At 64.6% G+C, this 14,818-nt stretch carries 12 protein-coding genes; 8 read left to right on the forward strand and 4 right to left on the reverse strand.

Translation table 11 applies throughout. From position 1 onward, the window contains the following. The first annotated feature begins 346 nt into the window (after nucleotides 1-346). A complete protein-coding gene (gene aceB, locus BLQ01_RS16645; RefSeq protein ID WP_026541867.1) occupies nucleotides 347-1,999 on the forward strand; it encodes a malate synthase A in 1,653 nt (550 codons plus the stop codon). 1,063 nt (nucleotides 2,000-3,062) lie between these two features. Here the strand turns inward: aceB and BLQ01_RS16650 are convergent. Next, nucleotides 3,063-4,256 (reverse strand): MFS transporter, encoded by a 1,194-nt coding sequence (locus BLQ01_RS16650; RefSeq protein WP_091552963.1) that lies wholly within the window; start codon nucleotides 4,254-4,256, stop codon nucleotides 3,063-3,065. An 85-nt stretch (nucleotides 4,257-4,341) separates the two neighbouring features. Beyond that, complete coding sequence (locus BLQ01_RS16655) at nucleotides 4,342-5,559, reverse strand: ROK family transcriptional regulator (protein WP_091552965.1); 1,218 nt, start codon at nucleotides 5,557-5,559, stop codon at nucleotides 4,342-4,344. 221 nt (nucleotides 5,560-5,780) lie between these two features. On the opposite strand from BLQ01_RS16655, the gene BLQ01_RS16660 reads away from it, so the two are divergent. From BLQ01_RS16660 to BLQ01_RS16690, 7 genes are all read left to right on the forward strand, one after another. Continuing rightward, entirely contained in the window at nucleotides 5,781-6,557 is a 777-nt protein-coding gene (locus BLQ01_RS16660) for a sugar phosphate isomerase/epimerase family protein (protein ID WP_091552966.1), read from the forward strand. Beyond that, nucleotides 6,554-7,675 carry a Gfo/Idh/MocA family protein gene (locus BLQ01_RS16665; protein ID WP_091552968.1) on the forward strand — a complete coding sequence of 374 codons (1,122 nt, stop codon included), beginning with the start codon at nucleotides 6,554-6,556 and terminating at the stop codon, nucleotides 7,673-7,675. Before BLQ01_RS16660 ends, BLQ01_RS16665 begins: the two co-directional genes overlap by 4 nt. 14 nt (nucleotides 7,676-7,689) lie before the next feature. Next, the gene (locus BLQ01_RS16670; RefSeq protein WP_091552970.1) at nucleotides 7,690-8,853 is read left to right on the forward strand and encodes a Gfo/Idh/MocA family protein; all 1,164 of its coding nucleotides are present in this window, start codon (nucleotides 7,690-7,692) and stop codon (nucleotides 8,851-8,853) included. Nucleotide 8,854: 1 nt separating this feature from the next. Further along, nucleotides 8,855-9,856: a sugar phosphate isomerase/epimerase family protein gene (locus BLQ01_RS16675; protein WP_026547606.1), complete on the forward strand. Its 1,002-nt coding sequence runs from the start codon at nucleotides 8,855-8,857 to the stop codon at nucleotides 9,854-9,856. A 4-nt stretch (nucleotides 9,857-9,860) separates the two neighbouring features. Continuing rightward, entirely contained in the window at nucleotides 9,861-10,913 is a 1,053-nt protein-coding gene (locus tag BLQ01_RS16680) for a Gfo/Idh/MocA family protein (protein WP_091552972.1), read from the forward strand. Next, nucleotides 10,910-11,386 (forward strand): heme-degrading domain-containing protein, encoded by a 477-nt coding sequence (locus tag BLQ01_RS16685; RefSeq protein WP_091552974.1) that lies wholly within the window; start codon nucleotides 10,910-10,912, stop codon nucleotides 11,384-11,386. The genes BLQ01_RS16680 and BLQ01_RS16685 overlap by 4 nt, the downstream gene beginning before the upstream one ends. A gap of 88 nt (nucleotides 11,387-11,474) precedes the next feature. Further along, nucleotides 11,475-12,158 (forward strand): NADPH-dependent F420 reductase, encoded by a 684-nt coding sequence (locus BLQ01_RS16690; protein WP_245232914.1) that lies wholly within the window; start codon nucleotides 11,475-11,477, stop codon nucleotides 12,156-12,158. Nucleotides 12,159-12,253: 95 nt separating this feature from the next. Here BLQ01_RS16690 and BLQ01_RS16695 read toward each other — a convergent pair whose 3' ends face one another. After that, nucleotides 12,254-12,922 carry a response regulator gene (locus BLQ01_RS16695; protein WP_026541857.1) on the reverse strand — a complete coding sequence of 223 codons (669 nt, stop codon included), beginning with the start codon at nucleotides 12,920-12,922 and terminating at the stop codon, nucleotides 12,254-12,256. Then, nucleotides 12,919-14,616, reverse strand: coding sequence for a sensor histidine kinase (locus BLQ01_RS16700; protein ID WP_254779510.1), 1,698 nt, complete (start codon nucleotides 14,614-14,616; stop codon nucleotides 12,919-12,921). The genes BLQ01_RS16695 and BLQ01_RS16700 overlap by 4 nt, the downstream gene beginning before the upstream one ends. Between the last annotated feature and the right edge of the window lie 202 nt (nucleotides 14,617-14,818).

Raw genomic sequence — 14,818 nt, forward strand, 5'->3', positions numbered from 1 at the left:
CCGGCCTACGGACCGGCAACGCTCTGCCTGCTATCCCCAGATCCGCCCTTTGACCTCGTAGAACTCGGTCGAGGGCGGATATAGGGCCCCTTTACGCAGGCTGCCGCATTACCGGCCCTCCGGCCTCGTGCGGATCGCGCCTTCCGGACCATACCGACTGCCGGGTTGGGTGATCCGGAAGCGTGCGTAAAAGGGGCCCTGTCCCGGACGCCGGCCGAGCTCTGCGAGGCCAAGCGGGCGGGATGGGGAATAGCACGCGGAGGATTACCCACTCCGGCACCCCAGGTGACCCCCAGCCCGACGCGGCGCCGCCGTCGAACTTTTGCTTCTCATAGGAGAGATTGAAATGAACAGCTTCACTGACAACTTCACTATCAACGGCATCACCATCACCGCGCAGCCCATTTGCCGGCAGAACGAGGTCTTGACGCCGGACGCCCTTGAGTTCATTGGCAAGTTGCACCGGGCTACGGCTGATCGTCGTCAGGAGCTGATGCAGGCACGGCACGCCCGCCGCAACCAGATTTCCGGTGGCCAGGATCCCCGGTTCCGCCCCGAAACCGAGGGCATCCGGAATGACCCGTCGTGGCGTGTGGCTCCCCCGGCTCCGGGTTTGGAGGACCGCCGCGTGGAGATCACCGGTCCAGTGGATAAGAAGATGACCATCAACGCCCTGAACTCGGGGGCGAAGGTCTGGCTCGCTGACATGGAAGACTCCTCCACGCCGACGTGGCGGAACGTGATCCAGGGTCAGCTGAACCTCACCGACGCTTTGGAGCGCCGCATCGATTTCACCTCTCCTGAGGGCAAGGAGTACAAGCTCAAAGCTGCCGAGGACCTGCCCACCATTGTGGTTCGTCCGCGTGGCTGGCACTTGCCGGAGAAGCACATGCTCGTGGATGGCAAGCCGATCGCCGGAGGAATCGTGGACTTCGGTTTGTTCTTCTTCCACAACGCCCGCCGCCTGCTGGCCCAGGGCAAGGGCCCGTACTTCTACCTGCCGAAGATCGAGAACCACCTCGAAGCCCGGCTGTGGAATGACATCTTCGTCCTGGCGCAGGATCTTTTGGGCATCCCGCAGGGCACCATCCGCGCCACCGTGCTGATCGAAACCATCACGGCGGCGTTCGAGATGGAAGAGATCCTGTATGAACTCCGTGACCACGCCGCGGGTTTGAACGCCGGCCGCTGGGACTACATCTTCTCTCTGATCAAGAATTTCCGTACCCGCGGACCCCGTTTTGTTCTCCCGGACCGCGGCCAGGTGACCATGACCCAGCCGTTCATGCGCGCATACACCGAGCAGCTGGTCAGGGCCTGCCACCGACGTGGTGCCATGGCTATTGGGGGCATGGCAGCAGCTGTTCCCAACCGGAAGGACGAGGCCGCCAACACTGCTTCGTTCGAGAAGGTTCGTGCGGACAAGACCCGTGAGGCCAACGACGGCTTTGACGGTTCGTGGGTGGCCCACCCGGATCTGGTGCCGGTATGCCGGGAAGTTTTTGACTCAGTTCTCGGAAACCGCCCCAACCAGCTGGACCGTTCCCGCGAGGACGTCACTCCCGATGACCGCGCGCTGATCGACATCGCCAGCACCGAGGGAACCATCACCGAGGGCGGGGTTCGACTGAACATCGAGGTAGGCATCCGCTACATCGAGTCCTGGCTGCGGGGCAACGGGGCCGTGGCCATCCACAACCTCATGGAAGACGCCGCCACCGCGGAGATCTCCCGCTCCCAGCTGTGGCAGTGGATCCACGCCCACGCCATCACTGACCACGGCGACATCATCACCCGCGAATGGGTGGAGGACATGTTGGACGAGGAATACGCCCGGCTGGAACGCTTTGACGGAGACCGGTTCGCGGATGCCCGCGCCATCTTTGAAGAAGTCACCCTGGCCGAAGAATTCCCCACCTTCCTGACCATCCCCGCCTACGCCCGTTTCCTCACCGAGGCCCGTGAAGAGGCCACGGAGGAGGAACTCGTCGCCGCCTAGGTCCAGTGACCAGAAAGCGACACAAACAAGCCCCGACGCTGGGCTGCCTGCACTCTTCGCAACAAGTGACCCCGACCGCCGGGGAGGCAGCCCAGCAGCGGGGCTTACCCATGCCCAGCCCGCACTGACCCTGCTCCCGCCCGCACCACTTCGATGCCTCGCTGCACACCATGCCGTGCGCACGGCACGTTCTGCAGGGAACCCCCGAATCGGGCGTCAAGGAAGCAGGAAGCGCACGACGGCCCCCACCCAGGGACCAGCCTCGGCTCAGACGCCCCGCAGCCCACAGCTACCCGCGAAGACGGGAACGCGAGGGCAGACCTCCTAAGGGACCACGAACCACCCGCCACCTCGATGCCCCGCTGCACACCATGCCCTGCGCACGGCACGTTCTGCAGGAAACCCCCGAATCGGCGAAGAAACCAGGGACCAGACGCCAGGGACCAGCCTCGGCTCAGACGCCCCGCAGCCCACAGCTACCCACGAAGACGCGAACGCGGGGGCAGACCACACCACGAGACCACGAACCAGCCGCCGCTTCGATGCCCCGCTGCACACCATGCCGCGCGCACGGTACGTTCTGCAGGGAACCCCGAACCGGCGAAGAAACCAGGGACCAGACACCAGGGACCAGCCTCGGCTCAGACGGCCCGCAGCCCACAGCTACCCGCGAAGATGCGAACGCGAGGGCAGACCACACCACGAGACCACGAACCAGCCGCCACCTCGATGCCCCGCTCCACACCATGCCGCGCGCACGGCACATTCTGCAGGAAACCCCCGAATCGGCGAAGAAACCAGGGACCAGACACCACGGACCAGCCTCGGCTCAGACGGCCCGCAGCCCACAGCTACCCACGAAGATGCGAACGCGGGGGCAGACCCAAGGGACCACGAACCAGCCGCCGCTTCGATGCCCCGCTGCACACCATGCCGCGCGCACGGCACACCCAGCAGGGAACCCCCGAATCGGGCGTCAAGGGAGCAGGAAGCGCGCGCAGACGGCCCGCACCCGCGCAGCCGGCTCACCCACCTCGCGCAGCCAGCCCACCGCCCCGCACCCTTAGCGCTGCCGGGCCACCCAGCGCACGGACAACGTGGTGCACACGCAGAACATGAGCACCGAACCGAGGATCACGAACAGGGGAACGGTCCAGCCGTCGGTCACACTGTGCACGAACCCAACAACCGTGGGTGCCAGCGCAGCGAAGCAGTAGCCCACCCCCTGCACCACGGCGGACATCTTCCCGGCTGCGGCCTGGGACTGGGCGAACTTGATGATGGCAATGAAAATCACCGTGATGCCGCCGCCCTGGGCAACTCCGCCCAGCGAAGACCACAGCCACCACCATGAAGGAGCCAGCAACAAACCAACGGGAACCGTCAGCCACAGCGCGCTCAAGGTAAACGCCACCGCCGTCGTACTGGCGAAACGGGCCAGGAGCGGCACGCCCAGGCCGCCCACAATGGCGAAGATCTGGAACAGCGAGGAGCCGGCACCGGCGTCGGCGGTGCCCATGGCGAGTTCATCGGACAGGAAACTGGGCAGCCAGGCGGTGACGCCGTAGTAGGAGAAGGCCTGCCCGGCGAAACCGAGGGTCAGGCCGACTGTCAGCCAGCGCACCCCCGCAACCGGTCCTGACAACGAGGCCGGTGGAGCAGGAACCGCACGGGGAACAAACGCCCGCCGCGCACCCACGGTTGGCACCCAAAAAAGGATCGCGGCCAACGCAAGCAGGGCACTGGCCGCAAGGGCAAGCCGCCAGCCCACCAGGTCAGCCAAGGGTGCGGTGACCACGGAGGTCAGGAATGATCCAATGTTGAGCGCAGCCGTATAGACGCCCATGGCCGTGGCCTGGCGCCGCGGGGCGAAGTCGCGCCGGATGATCAGCGGCACCGCGATGTTCCCGATGGTGATGGCCACGCCAATGACCACCGTGCCCACCATGACCGATGCCCCACCCCCACTGGAGCGGATGACCACCCCTGCCAGCACGCCAAGCAAGGTCAGCATCACGGCGAATTCGGCCCCGAACCGGCGCCCCGCCAGCGAAGCCAACGGAGAAGCGAGGGAGAAACACAGCACGGGAATGCCGGTCAGCAGGCCGAGTTCAACAGGCGAGAATCCAAGGTCCTGCTGCAGTGAATCGACCACGGGGGCCACCGCCACAAAGGGACCACGCATGTTCAGCGCTATGAGGCCGATGCACGCAAGAATCAGCCAACCGCGTGGAATTTTCGCGAGGAACTGGCTCACCGGATGGACCGATGCGGGGCAGGAAGCGTTTTCATCACTTTCATTGCTATCACGGCGCTACCCGCCAACGGGCATCGAGCAAGCCTTAGCCCGCTGCTTGGAGCGTGGCCTCAATCACTGCCGGCGACAGGACATGCTGGGTGACCATCTGGCTGGCACCGAGGATGGCGGCGCGGTCACCGGCCATGGAAATACTGATGCGCAGGTGGGTGGTGGCCAGCGGCAAGGACCTCCGATAGACCACTTCGCGGATGCCGGCCACCAGGTGTTCACCGGCCTCCCCCACGCTGCCGCCGATGATGATCACGGACGGGTTCAGCAGGTTGACTACCGTGGCCAGTACGTCGCCGACATCGCGGCCGGCTTGCCTGAGCGCCTGGATCGCCTGCAGGTTGCCGTCGCCGACAAGTCGCAGGACATCGGCGCCGGTGGACGCTTCCAGCCCTTGGGACTGGAGGTGACGCGCGACGGCGGGCCCTGAGGCCAGCGCCTCAAGGCACCCATGGTTGCCGCATCGGCAGAGGACGTCGTCGCCGCGGGGGACGCGGACGTGCCCGAGGTCACCGGCCGTGCCGTTGGCTCCACGCTGCAGTTGACCGCTGCTGATGATGCCGGCACCGATCCCCGTGGCGACTTTGACGAACACGAAATTCCGGTTGTCCGGCCAGTAGGCGGTGCGCTCGCCGAGGGCCATGATGTTGACGTCGTTGTCCACCAGGACAGGGACGTCGAGGGACTGCTGAACGTACGACACGACGTCGAATCCGTCCCAGCCCGGCATGATGGGCGGCTTCACGGGCCTCCCGGTATCGTGCTCCACGGGCCCCGGGAGTCCGATTCCGATGCCGGCGAGGTCGCCGGGTTCGCGTCCGGCTTCGGCCAGGAGTTCACGGCCGGCAGCTACCACCCGGCTGAGGACTGCATCCGGCCCTTCGGCGACTTCCTGCGCCAAACGCCGCTCGGCGAGGACTCTGCCCCCGAGGTCAGTGACGGCGACGATCACGTGGGTAGCTCCGACGTCGACGGCCAGGACGACGCGCGCGGCGGGTTTGAAGGCAAAGCGCGACGGCGGCCTGCCGCCACTGGAGGAGGCCTCACCTGCCGGGCCCACGAGGCCAGAAGCAATGAGGGCATCGATGCGGGAAGCCACCGTGGAGCGGGCCAGTCCGGTGGTTTCGGCGAGCTCGGCGCGGGTACGGGCTTTGCCGTCGCGGAGAAGCTGGAAGAGATTCCCGGCCCGCGAGAGATTACCGGCTTCTGGCGCGGAGCTGTTTCCGGCGTCAGTTCCGGCAGTCGTAGTCATCCAATTAGTGAAGCATGATTGCTTATGCATGTCACCCAGCGGAAGTTTGTCGGACTTTCCGCAACTTTTGCTGGACGCTCGGCAAAAGTCGCTCTAGGCTGAAATGAGTGCATGACCAGCCCATTCATGGGTGGAATCGGTGGCTCCCTGATGGGGCGCTCACTAGACTGGCGCCAAGTCCCTGATCTGCCGGAAATACCCACTCCCGAAAAGGAACCCGAATGTCTTACTCACTTCAGCTGTACACCCTCCGCGATGCCATCGGGGAGGACCTGCCGGGAACCATCAAGAAGGTGGCCGAGATCGGCTTCACGCAGGTGGAGCCGTATAACTTCGTGGCCACGGCCAAGAAGCTCGGCGCGGCGTTGAAGGAGAACGGCCTGACCGCTCCATCCGGACACGCCCCGCTGTTGTCCCAGGACCAGGACGAGATCTTCGCCGCGGCCAAGGAACTGGGCATCACGACGGTGATCGATCCGTTCCTTCCGGCAGAGCACTGGCAGTCCGCCGAGGACATCCAGGCCACCGCCGCCAAGCTCAATGCTGCAGCGAAGAAGGGTGCCGGGTACGGCATCCGCGTCGGCTACCACAACCACGCCTGGGAGCTGGAGTCCACCATTGAGGGCAAGACCGCCCTGGAATACTTCGAGGGTCTGCTGGATCCGGAACTGGTCCTGGAAGTCGACACCTACTGGGTTGCCGTGGGCGGCCAGGACCCCGTGGAGCTCCTGGCCCGCTTGGGCGACCGGGTGAAACTCATCCACATCAAGGACGGCCCGGCCACCACCGACACCAAGGCCCAGCAGCCCGCCGGGCAGGGCAGCATCCCCGTGCTGGACGTGATCGCCGCAGCGAAGTCCTTGGAGGTAGGAGTGGTGGAGTTCGATGACTACTCCGGCGATATCTTCGAAGGCATCACCCAGAGCCTGGCGTACCTGACCGCCGCGGCCAGCGCCGACGCAGCCGGCACAGAAGCAGCAGAAGGAGCGCAGGCATGAGCTACGCACCGTCAACCCGCAAAGGCCCCGTAGGCGTCGCCGTCATCGGTGCAGGCAACATCTCCAAGCAGTACCTGGACAACCTCACAGTCTTCCCGGACCTGAAAGTCCTGGTCATCGCGGACCTCTTTGTCGAGGCCGCCGAAGCCCGCGCCAAGGAATACGGGATCGCCGAATTCGGTAAGCCCGAGCTGGCACTGAACCATCCCGACGTCGAACTCATCGTGAACCTGACCATCCCGGCAGCCCACGTCGAGGTGGCCACAGCCGCGGTCAGCGCCGGCAAGCACGTGTGGACAGAGAAGCCCTTCTCCCTGGACCGCGAATCCGGGCTCGGTCTGCTCATAGCCGCCGACGCCGCCGGCATCCGCCTGGGCACCGCCCCGGACACGTTCCTCGGCGCCGGGCTGCAAACAGCACGCCGCATCATCGAACGCGGGGACATCGGCACCCCGCTGACCGGCATGACCACGTTCCAGACCCCCGGCCCGGAATCCTGGCACCCGAACCCTGCGTTCCTGTTCCAGCACGGCGCCGGTCCCCTGTTCGACATGGGCCCGTACTACCTCACCGCCCTGATCCAGACCTTCGGATCCATCCGCAAGGTGGCCGCCGTCGGGTCCTCCGCCAAAGCAACCCGCATCATCGGTTCCGGGCCCAAGGCCGGCGAGGAATTCGCCGTCGAGGTCCCCACGCACGTCTCCGCGATGGCGCAGTTCGAAGGCGGCCAGTCCAGCCACAGCGTCTTCTCCTTCGAGTCGCCGCGCCAGCGCATGGGCTTCGTCGAAATCACCGGCTCCGAAGCAACCCTGTCCCTACCGGACCCGAACTACTTCGACGGCGACCTGAAACTCTGGCGGCCCGGCGCGGAAGAACCCGAAATCATCCCTGCAACCGGACCAGCCAACGGCCGCGGCCTGGGCGTGCTGGACATGGCCCGCGCTCTCCGCGCAGGTACGGCCCACCGCGCCACAGGCGACCTCGCCTACCACGTGCTGGACAGCATGGTCTCCATCACCGAGTCCGTGGAATCAGGCACTTTCGTGGACGTCACCAGCAACGCTCCCGTCTCGGCCGCCCTCCCCGAGGACTGGGCGCCCGAAACGGCGACCCTGTAGGGGCGGGGAACACTATGACTACCTCTGGAAACACCCCGCTGGGTGTTGCGGCAATCGGCTACGCGTTCATGGGCAAGGCCCACTCGAACGCGTGGCGGAATGTCGCCAGTTTCTTCGATGTCCCGGCCTTCGAGCAGAAAGTGCTTGTTGGCCGGGACGCCGACGCCGTTGCTGAAGCGGCCGCCAAGTACGGCTGGGCAGAATCGGCAACCGACTGGCGGTCGGTGATCGAACGGGACGACATCCACATCATCGACATCTGCGCACCGGGCTGGATGCACGCCGAAATCGCCATCGCCGCGTTGGAAGCCGGCAAGCACGTGCTCGTGGAGAAACCCCTGGCCAACACTTTGGGTGAAGCCGAGTTGATGACCGCAGCCGCCGCGAAGGCCCGGTCCCGCGGTGTTCAGTCCATGATCGGCTTCAACTACCGGCGGGTTCCGGCCTTGGCATTGGCACGCGAACTCATTGCCGAAGGCCGCCTCGGAACCATCCGCCACATCCGCGCCGCCTATCTGCAGGATTGGCTGACCGACCCCGCATCCCCCATGAGCTGGCGCCTCCGCAAGGAAACCGCGGGCTCAGGAGCATTGGGCGATATCGCCTCGCACGCCATCGACCAAATCCTCTACCTTCTGGGTGATGACGTCACGGAGGTTTCGGGCCGCCTGCGGACCTTCGTGGACCAGCGCCGCGGCGCAGAAGGTCCAGAGGATGTCACGGTCGACGACGCCGCCTGGGTCAACCTCTCGCTCGCCTCCGGGGCAATCGCCTCGGTGGAAGCCTCCCGGGTAGCGACGGGCCAAAAGAACTCCCTCCGGCTCGAAATCTACGGTTCGCTCGGTGCGCTGACCTTTGACCTCGAGAACCTGAACGAACTGAACTTCATGGACACCACAGTGCCCGTCCGCGAACAGGGTTTCCGGCGGATCCTGGTCAACGAACCCGAGCACCCTTACTTGGGCGCGTGGTGGCCTCAGGGACACATCATCGGCTGGGAGCACACGTTCACGCATCAGATCCGGGACTTCCTCACCGCGATCGCGGCCGGTGAATCGCCGTCGCCGTCATTTGAAGAGGGCCTGAACGTCCAACACATCCTGGCCGCCGTGGAAGAGTCCGCAGCCGCAAACAGCTCACTGATCCAGCTCAACGCATCCGTTCTTGAAGGAGCCTGACATGCCCCGCCCGTATACCCTGTTCACCGGCCAGTGGGCCGACCTCCCCTTCGAGGAAGTCGCACGGCTGGCTTCCGGCTGGGGCTATGACGGCCTGGAAATCGCCGTCTCCGGAGACCACCTGGACGCCTGGCGCTGGGATGAGCCCGGCTACGTCGAATCCAAGCTCGCCGTCCTGGAGAAGTACAACCTGAAGGTTTGGGCCATTTCCAACCACCTCAAGGGCCAGGCAGTTTGCGATGACCCCATCGACTTCCGCCACGAAGCCATTGTTGGTTCCAAGGTGTGGGGCGACGGCGATCCTGAAGGCGTCCGCCAGCGCGCCGCCGAGGAAATGAAGCACACGGCCCGCCTCGCCAAAGCGCTCGGGGTGGATACCGTCGTCGGGTTCACCGGTTCCTCCATCTGGCAGTACGTCGCCATGTTCCCGCCGGTACCGGAAAAGGTCATCGACGCCGGTTACCAGGACTTCGCCGACCGCTGGAACCCCATCCTGGACGTCTTCGACGAATGCGGTGTCCGCTTCGCCCACGAAGTCCACCCCTCCGAAATCGCCTACGACTACTGGACCACCGTCCGGACCCTCGAAGCGATCGGCCATCGTCCTGCGTTCGGCCTGAACTGGGATCCTTCCCACTTCATGTGGCAGGGCATCGATCCCGTGTCCTTCATCTGGGACTTCAAGGACCGGATTTACCATGTGGACTGCAAGGACACCAAGCTCCGCGCCACGGGCCGCAACACCGTGATGGGTTCCCACCTGCCGTGGGGCGATCCCCGACGCGGCTGGGACTTCGTCTCCGCAGGACGCGGCGACGTTCCGTGGGAATCGTCCTTCCGGGCCCTCACCGCCATCGGCTACGACGGCCCTATCTCCATAGAATGGGAGGACGCAGGAATGGACCGCCTCCACGGCGCCCCCGAAGCCCTCGCCGCACTGAAGAAGTTCGATTTCCCCGCCTCCCAGACCAGCTTCGACGCCGCGTTCAGCAGCAAGGACTAGACACGTGACCCTCAGCAACGGCACCTCCGACGGCACCATCCGCTGGGGCATCCTCGGGACGGGATTCATTGCCGGGCTCCAGGCCAAGGATTTGAAGGAGAACGGTTTCACGGTCCAAGCCGTGGGGTCGCGCTCGTTGGAGTCGAGTGGATCGTTTGCTGGGGAGTACGGCGCGGCCACCGCTCACGGCAGCTATGAGGACCTGGTCGCCGACCCCATGGTTGACGTTGTGTACGTGGCCACGCCACACCCGTTCCACCACGCGAATGCCCTGCTGGCCTTGAACGCAGGCAAACACGTGCTGGTGGAGAAGTCGTTCACCATGAACGCCCGCGAGGCACAGGAGATCGTTGACCTGGCCGGGTCCAAGGGGCTGGTGGTCCTGGAAGCGATGTGGACCAGGTTCCTTCCCCACATGATCCGCCTCCGTGAGATCATCGCGGCCGGAACCATTGGTGAAGTGCGCAAGGTGGTGGCCACCCACAACCAAAGCCTCCCCAAGGACCCCGCCCACCGGCTGAATGATCCGGCACTGGGTGGCGGCGCACTGCTGGACCTGGGCATCTACCCCATCTCCTTTGCCTTCGACATCCTGGGTACGCCGGCGTCGATCAAGGCCAGCGCCTCGCTGTCTGCCACAGGTGTTGACCGCCAAACGGCAGCTGTCTTTGAGTACCCCAACGGTGGCCAGGCGATTGTCGATTGCGAACTCGACGCCGCCAGCGCCAACCGTGCCATGGTGATCGGAACCGACGGGTGGATCGACATTGAACACACTTGGTACAACCCGGTGCCCTTCACGGTTTTCGCCGTCGATGGCACCGTTGTGGAGCGTTACGAGCAACCGGTCAGCAGCCGGGGCATGCAGTACCAGGCTGCAGAGTTGGAGCGCCTGATCCGGGCCGGTTCCACTGCGGGCACCATCCTGCCGCCGGGTGAAACCGTGGCCATCATGGCGGCCATGGACGAAATCCGTCAGCAGATTGGGCTTCGCTACGCCGCTGACTCTGAAGAAGCTGACTCTAAAGAAGCAGGCTCTGAAGGAGGCCCACAATGACTGACTCCCCGCGCATCGCCGAGCTGAAGCAGCAGGAGGAAGAGCTGGTTTTCGCTTCCTTCGACCACCACGACGCCTGGCGTTTGGGCTCCTTGATCGCGAACCATGCGATCTCGTCAGGGTTCGGCGTGGCGATCGATATCCGCCGGCACAACCTCGTGCTCTTTCGGTGCGTCCTTCCCGGCGCCACGGCGGACCAGGAAGAGTGGATCCGCCGGAAATCCGCGTCCGTACTAAGGTTCGAGCACAGCACGGCCTTGTTGTCCGAGGAGTTCTCGGTCCGCGGGCACAGCCCACTGGGCGGCGGTTGGCTAGCCCACGAGGACTACACATTGGCCGGAGGTTCTTTTCCCGTCCGTGTTCGTGGGGCCGGCGTGGTCGGGGCCATCACCGTGTCCGGGCTGAGCTCTGACGAGGACCACCAAATGGTGGTGGACGGGGTCCGGAACTACCTAAAGACCGTGGGAGCTTAGGCTCACAGGGACTTTTACTTGACAGTTCAAGCTTCTGCATCTATATTTAGTTGTAGCTTCAACAAACAACCCCAGCAGAGCAGACTCCATGAAAAATTTCCTCGCCCGCATCCTCGGAAAGAAGACTCCCATGACCAACCTGACCATCATCGGTAACGGCAACATGGCACGTGGCATCGCCACCCGCGCTCTCGCAGGCGGCCTCACTGTGGAGATTCTCGGACAGGACCCCATCAAGGCCCAGGAACTGGCCGCTGAATTGGGCGCCCGCGTCACCTCCGGTACCACTGCGGCGGCTCCGCAAGGAGACATCGTGGTTCTCGCGGTTCCTTTCGACGCCGCCAAGACCATCGTCTCCACCTACGGCGAAGCCCTTGCCGGCAAGACGATTGTTGACATCACCAACCCGGTGAACTTCGAGACATTCGATTCCCTCGTGGTAGAGCCCGGCACGTCGGCCGCCGAGGAAATCGCCCAGCTCGCCCCGTCCGGCTCCCACGTCGTGAAGGCTTTCAACACCACGTTCGCCGGCACCTTGGTTGCCGGTGAGTCCGGGGGCAAGCCCTTGGACGTGTTCATCGCGGGCGATGATGACGCAGCAACCGCCGCCGTCAGCGGCTTGGTCAGCGCGGGCGGCATGCGTCCCCTGGTGGTCGGACCCCTGAAGCGGGCTCGTGAACTTGAGGGCTTCCAGTTCGTCCTGATGACCATGCAGGCCAACCCGGCCTTCGAGGACTTCAACTGGGACACCGGCCTCCTGGTCACCAAGTAACGCGCGCCTGGAAGCACCCAAAGACAACTGAAGCGGACGACGCCGGGTTCCCACCCGGCGTCGTCCGCTTCAGTCGTTTTGTTGTCACCAACAGCTCACCGCCCCTTCAGGACGTATCGCCTTTCAGGACGCCCGACGCCGTACTTGAGCCTGACTTCCAGCGCACCTTCGTCGTGGAGGTACTCAAGGTAGCGCCGGGCACTGACGCGCGAGGTGCCAAGTTGCTCTGCGAGCTCAGCAGCTGAGAGGTCGCCGGGCGCTGATTTCAGCGCCGATTCCACCAGTTCCAGTGTCTCCACGCTGCACCCCTTGGGCAGGGTCCGCTCGGAAATGCCCAGCCCGAAGACGCGGTTCACATCCGATTGCTCCGCCTCTACCTTGGACGCATCCAGGCCTTGGTAGGCGCTGAGGTAGTGCTGCAACCGTTCCTGCAGGTCGGACTGCGAAAACGGCTTGATCAGGTAGTGGACGATTCCGCCGCGCAGCGCTTTGCGCACGGTTTCCACTTCCCGGGCGGCGCTGATGACCAGAACGTCCAGGTCCGGAGCAACGTCGCGCAGTTGGTGCATGAGTTCCAACCCGTTGATATCGGGCAAATGGATGTCCAGCAGCACCAAGTCAGGCTGGAGCCGCCGGGTTTCGATCAGTGCCTGGGCGCCCGTGTGGGCAACCCCTACCACTCCGAAGCCGGGTGTCCGTTGAATGAATCCGGCGTGGACCTTGGCCACCATGAAGTCGTCATCGACAATCAGTACCTTGATCACGGCTGCGTTGCCCCTTTGTTGGAATTCCTGTCTTTCGTGCCTGGACCGGTCGTGCCTGGACCGGTTGCGTCGGCCTTGCCTGGACCCGTGTTGCCTGGGTCGGTCCTGCCTGAGACGGCGGGGCCCGGATCCGCCTTCCTGAACCGCGCAGTGAAAATTGCCCCGTTGTCGTTGGAGAAGGTCAGCCCGCCTCCGGAGCGCCGGCAGATCACGCGCGACAACGCCAACCCAAAGCCCCTTGCATCACCGGGCCCGGGGTCCTTGGTGGAAAAACCCTGCCGGAAGATCTCCTCCGTTGCCCCGGAAGGGACTCCAGGACCGTTATCGCGGACGGTGACCGTAACGCCGTCGTGCGAGTCGACCACCAGCACCCGGACCAAGGCCCCGGCGCGGCCGGTCACGGCGTCGAACGCGTTGTCCACCAGGTTGCCCACCACGGTGGTGACGTCACGGGACAATTCCTCATCCACCCGGGGCAGGGCGGACTGCGGATCCAACTGCAGCTCAACGCCGCGTTCGGCGGCGAGGCTGGCTTTGGCGATGAGGAGGGCGGCGAGCGCCGGGTCTTCGATGCGGCTGGTGACGTCGTCGCTGAGCCGGGTGCGGTCCACGGTGGCGCCGTTGACGAACTGCACCACGGAATCGTATTCGCCAATTTGGATGAGGCCCGAAATGACGTGGAGTTGGTTGGCGAACTCGTGTGCTTGGGCCCGCAAGGTGTCCGTGACAGTGCGGGTGGCGCCGAGTTCGCTTTCCAACGAGGACAGCTCCGTCCGGTCCCTCAGTGTTGTCACGGAGCCAATGTCCCGTCCGTGGGAGTGCAGTGCCACCCTGTTCATGACCACCAGCCGTTCCCCGACAAGTACCAGTTGGTCCGGGTCTGATTGTTCGCGGGTGAGGACTGTTTTCAACGCCGGGTCCACGTGAAGGGAACGGAGTTTCTTTCCGACGCAGTCGGCGGGCAACCCCAGCAGTTGGCGGGCGCTCTGGTTCGCCACGGTGATCCGTTCGTGGGGGTCCAGGGCCACCACGCCTTCCTTCAAGCCCTGCAGCATTGCTTCCCTGTTTTCAACCAGGCCCGTGATTTCGCGCGGTTCCATACCCAGGGTCTGCCGTTTGACGCGCCGGGACAACAGCAGGGAACCGGCTACTCCAAGGACGCTGGCCACACCAAGGTAGGTGAGGAGGTTTGGGACGGCATCGCCGAGTCTTTCCAGCGTGGAGGGGTAGTTGCGGCTGATGGAGGCGATGCCGATCATGTTTCCGGAATCATCAATGACCGGCACGTGGGCCGAAAGGACTGCCCCGTTGCTGCCGTTGAGGACTCCGGTCCAGGCCCGTCCTTCCATGACCCTGCTCTCCCCCAGCGGCAAGGGCCGGCCGATCAGTCCCGGATCGGAGGCCGTGATCACGGTTCCGTCAAGTTTTGCGAGCGCAACGTGCGCTGAACCGGAGACCGTCCTGACCGATTCGGCCACGGCGGGCAGCGCTGATCCGCCGCGTGGTTCGGCGGTGGGCAGCAGCGCACGCACGGTGGGGTTGTTCCCCAGAGCCTCTGCTGCGGACAATGCACGCCGGCCTTCGGTCCGTTCGAAGGCGGCGGCCGACTGGGCCAGGGAGATCGCTACCACTGCCACCAGAACGGCCAGGACAATGAGCAACTGCAGCACCAGGTATTGCCCGGCCAGGGACATGCCTCTTCTTCGAGACAGTCGGGTCAGTCGAGTCACTGCTGAATCCTTTGATGGCGCCGGAGTAAGGAGTGGTCCGGGGTTGCTCCGCTTGGCGTATCGGAACTATACCCCAGAGCTCCACGGGGCCTTCGAAGACCGTGAACGCAATGAACTTAAAGATCACTGCGAACACAAGAGTGATAGCCGTCACGTGCGGACCTAG

It is taken from the genome of Arthrobacter sp. UNCCL28 (genome assembly GCF_900102805.1).
GTDB lineage: Bacteria > Actinomycetota > Actinomycetes > Actinomycetales > Micrococcaceae > Arthrobacter > Arthrobacter nicotinovorans_A.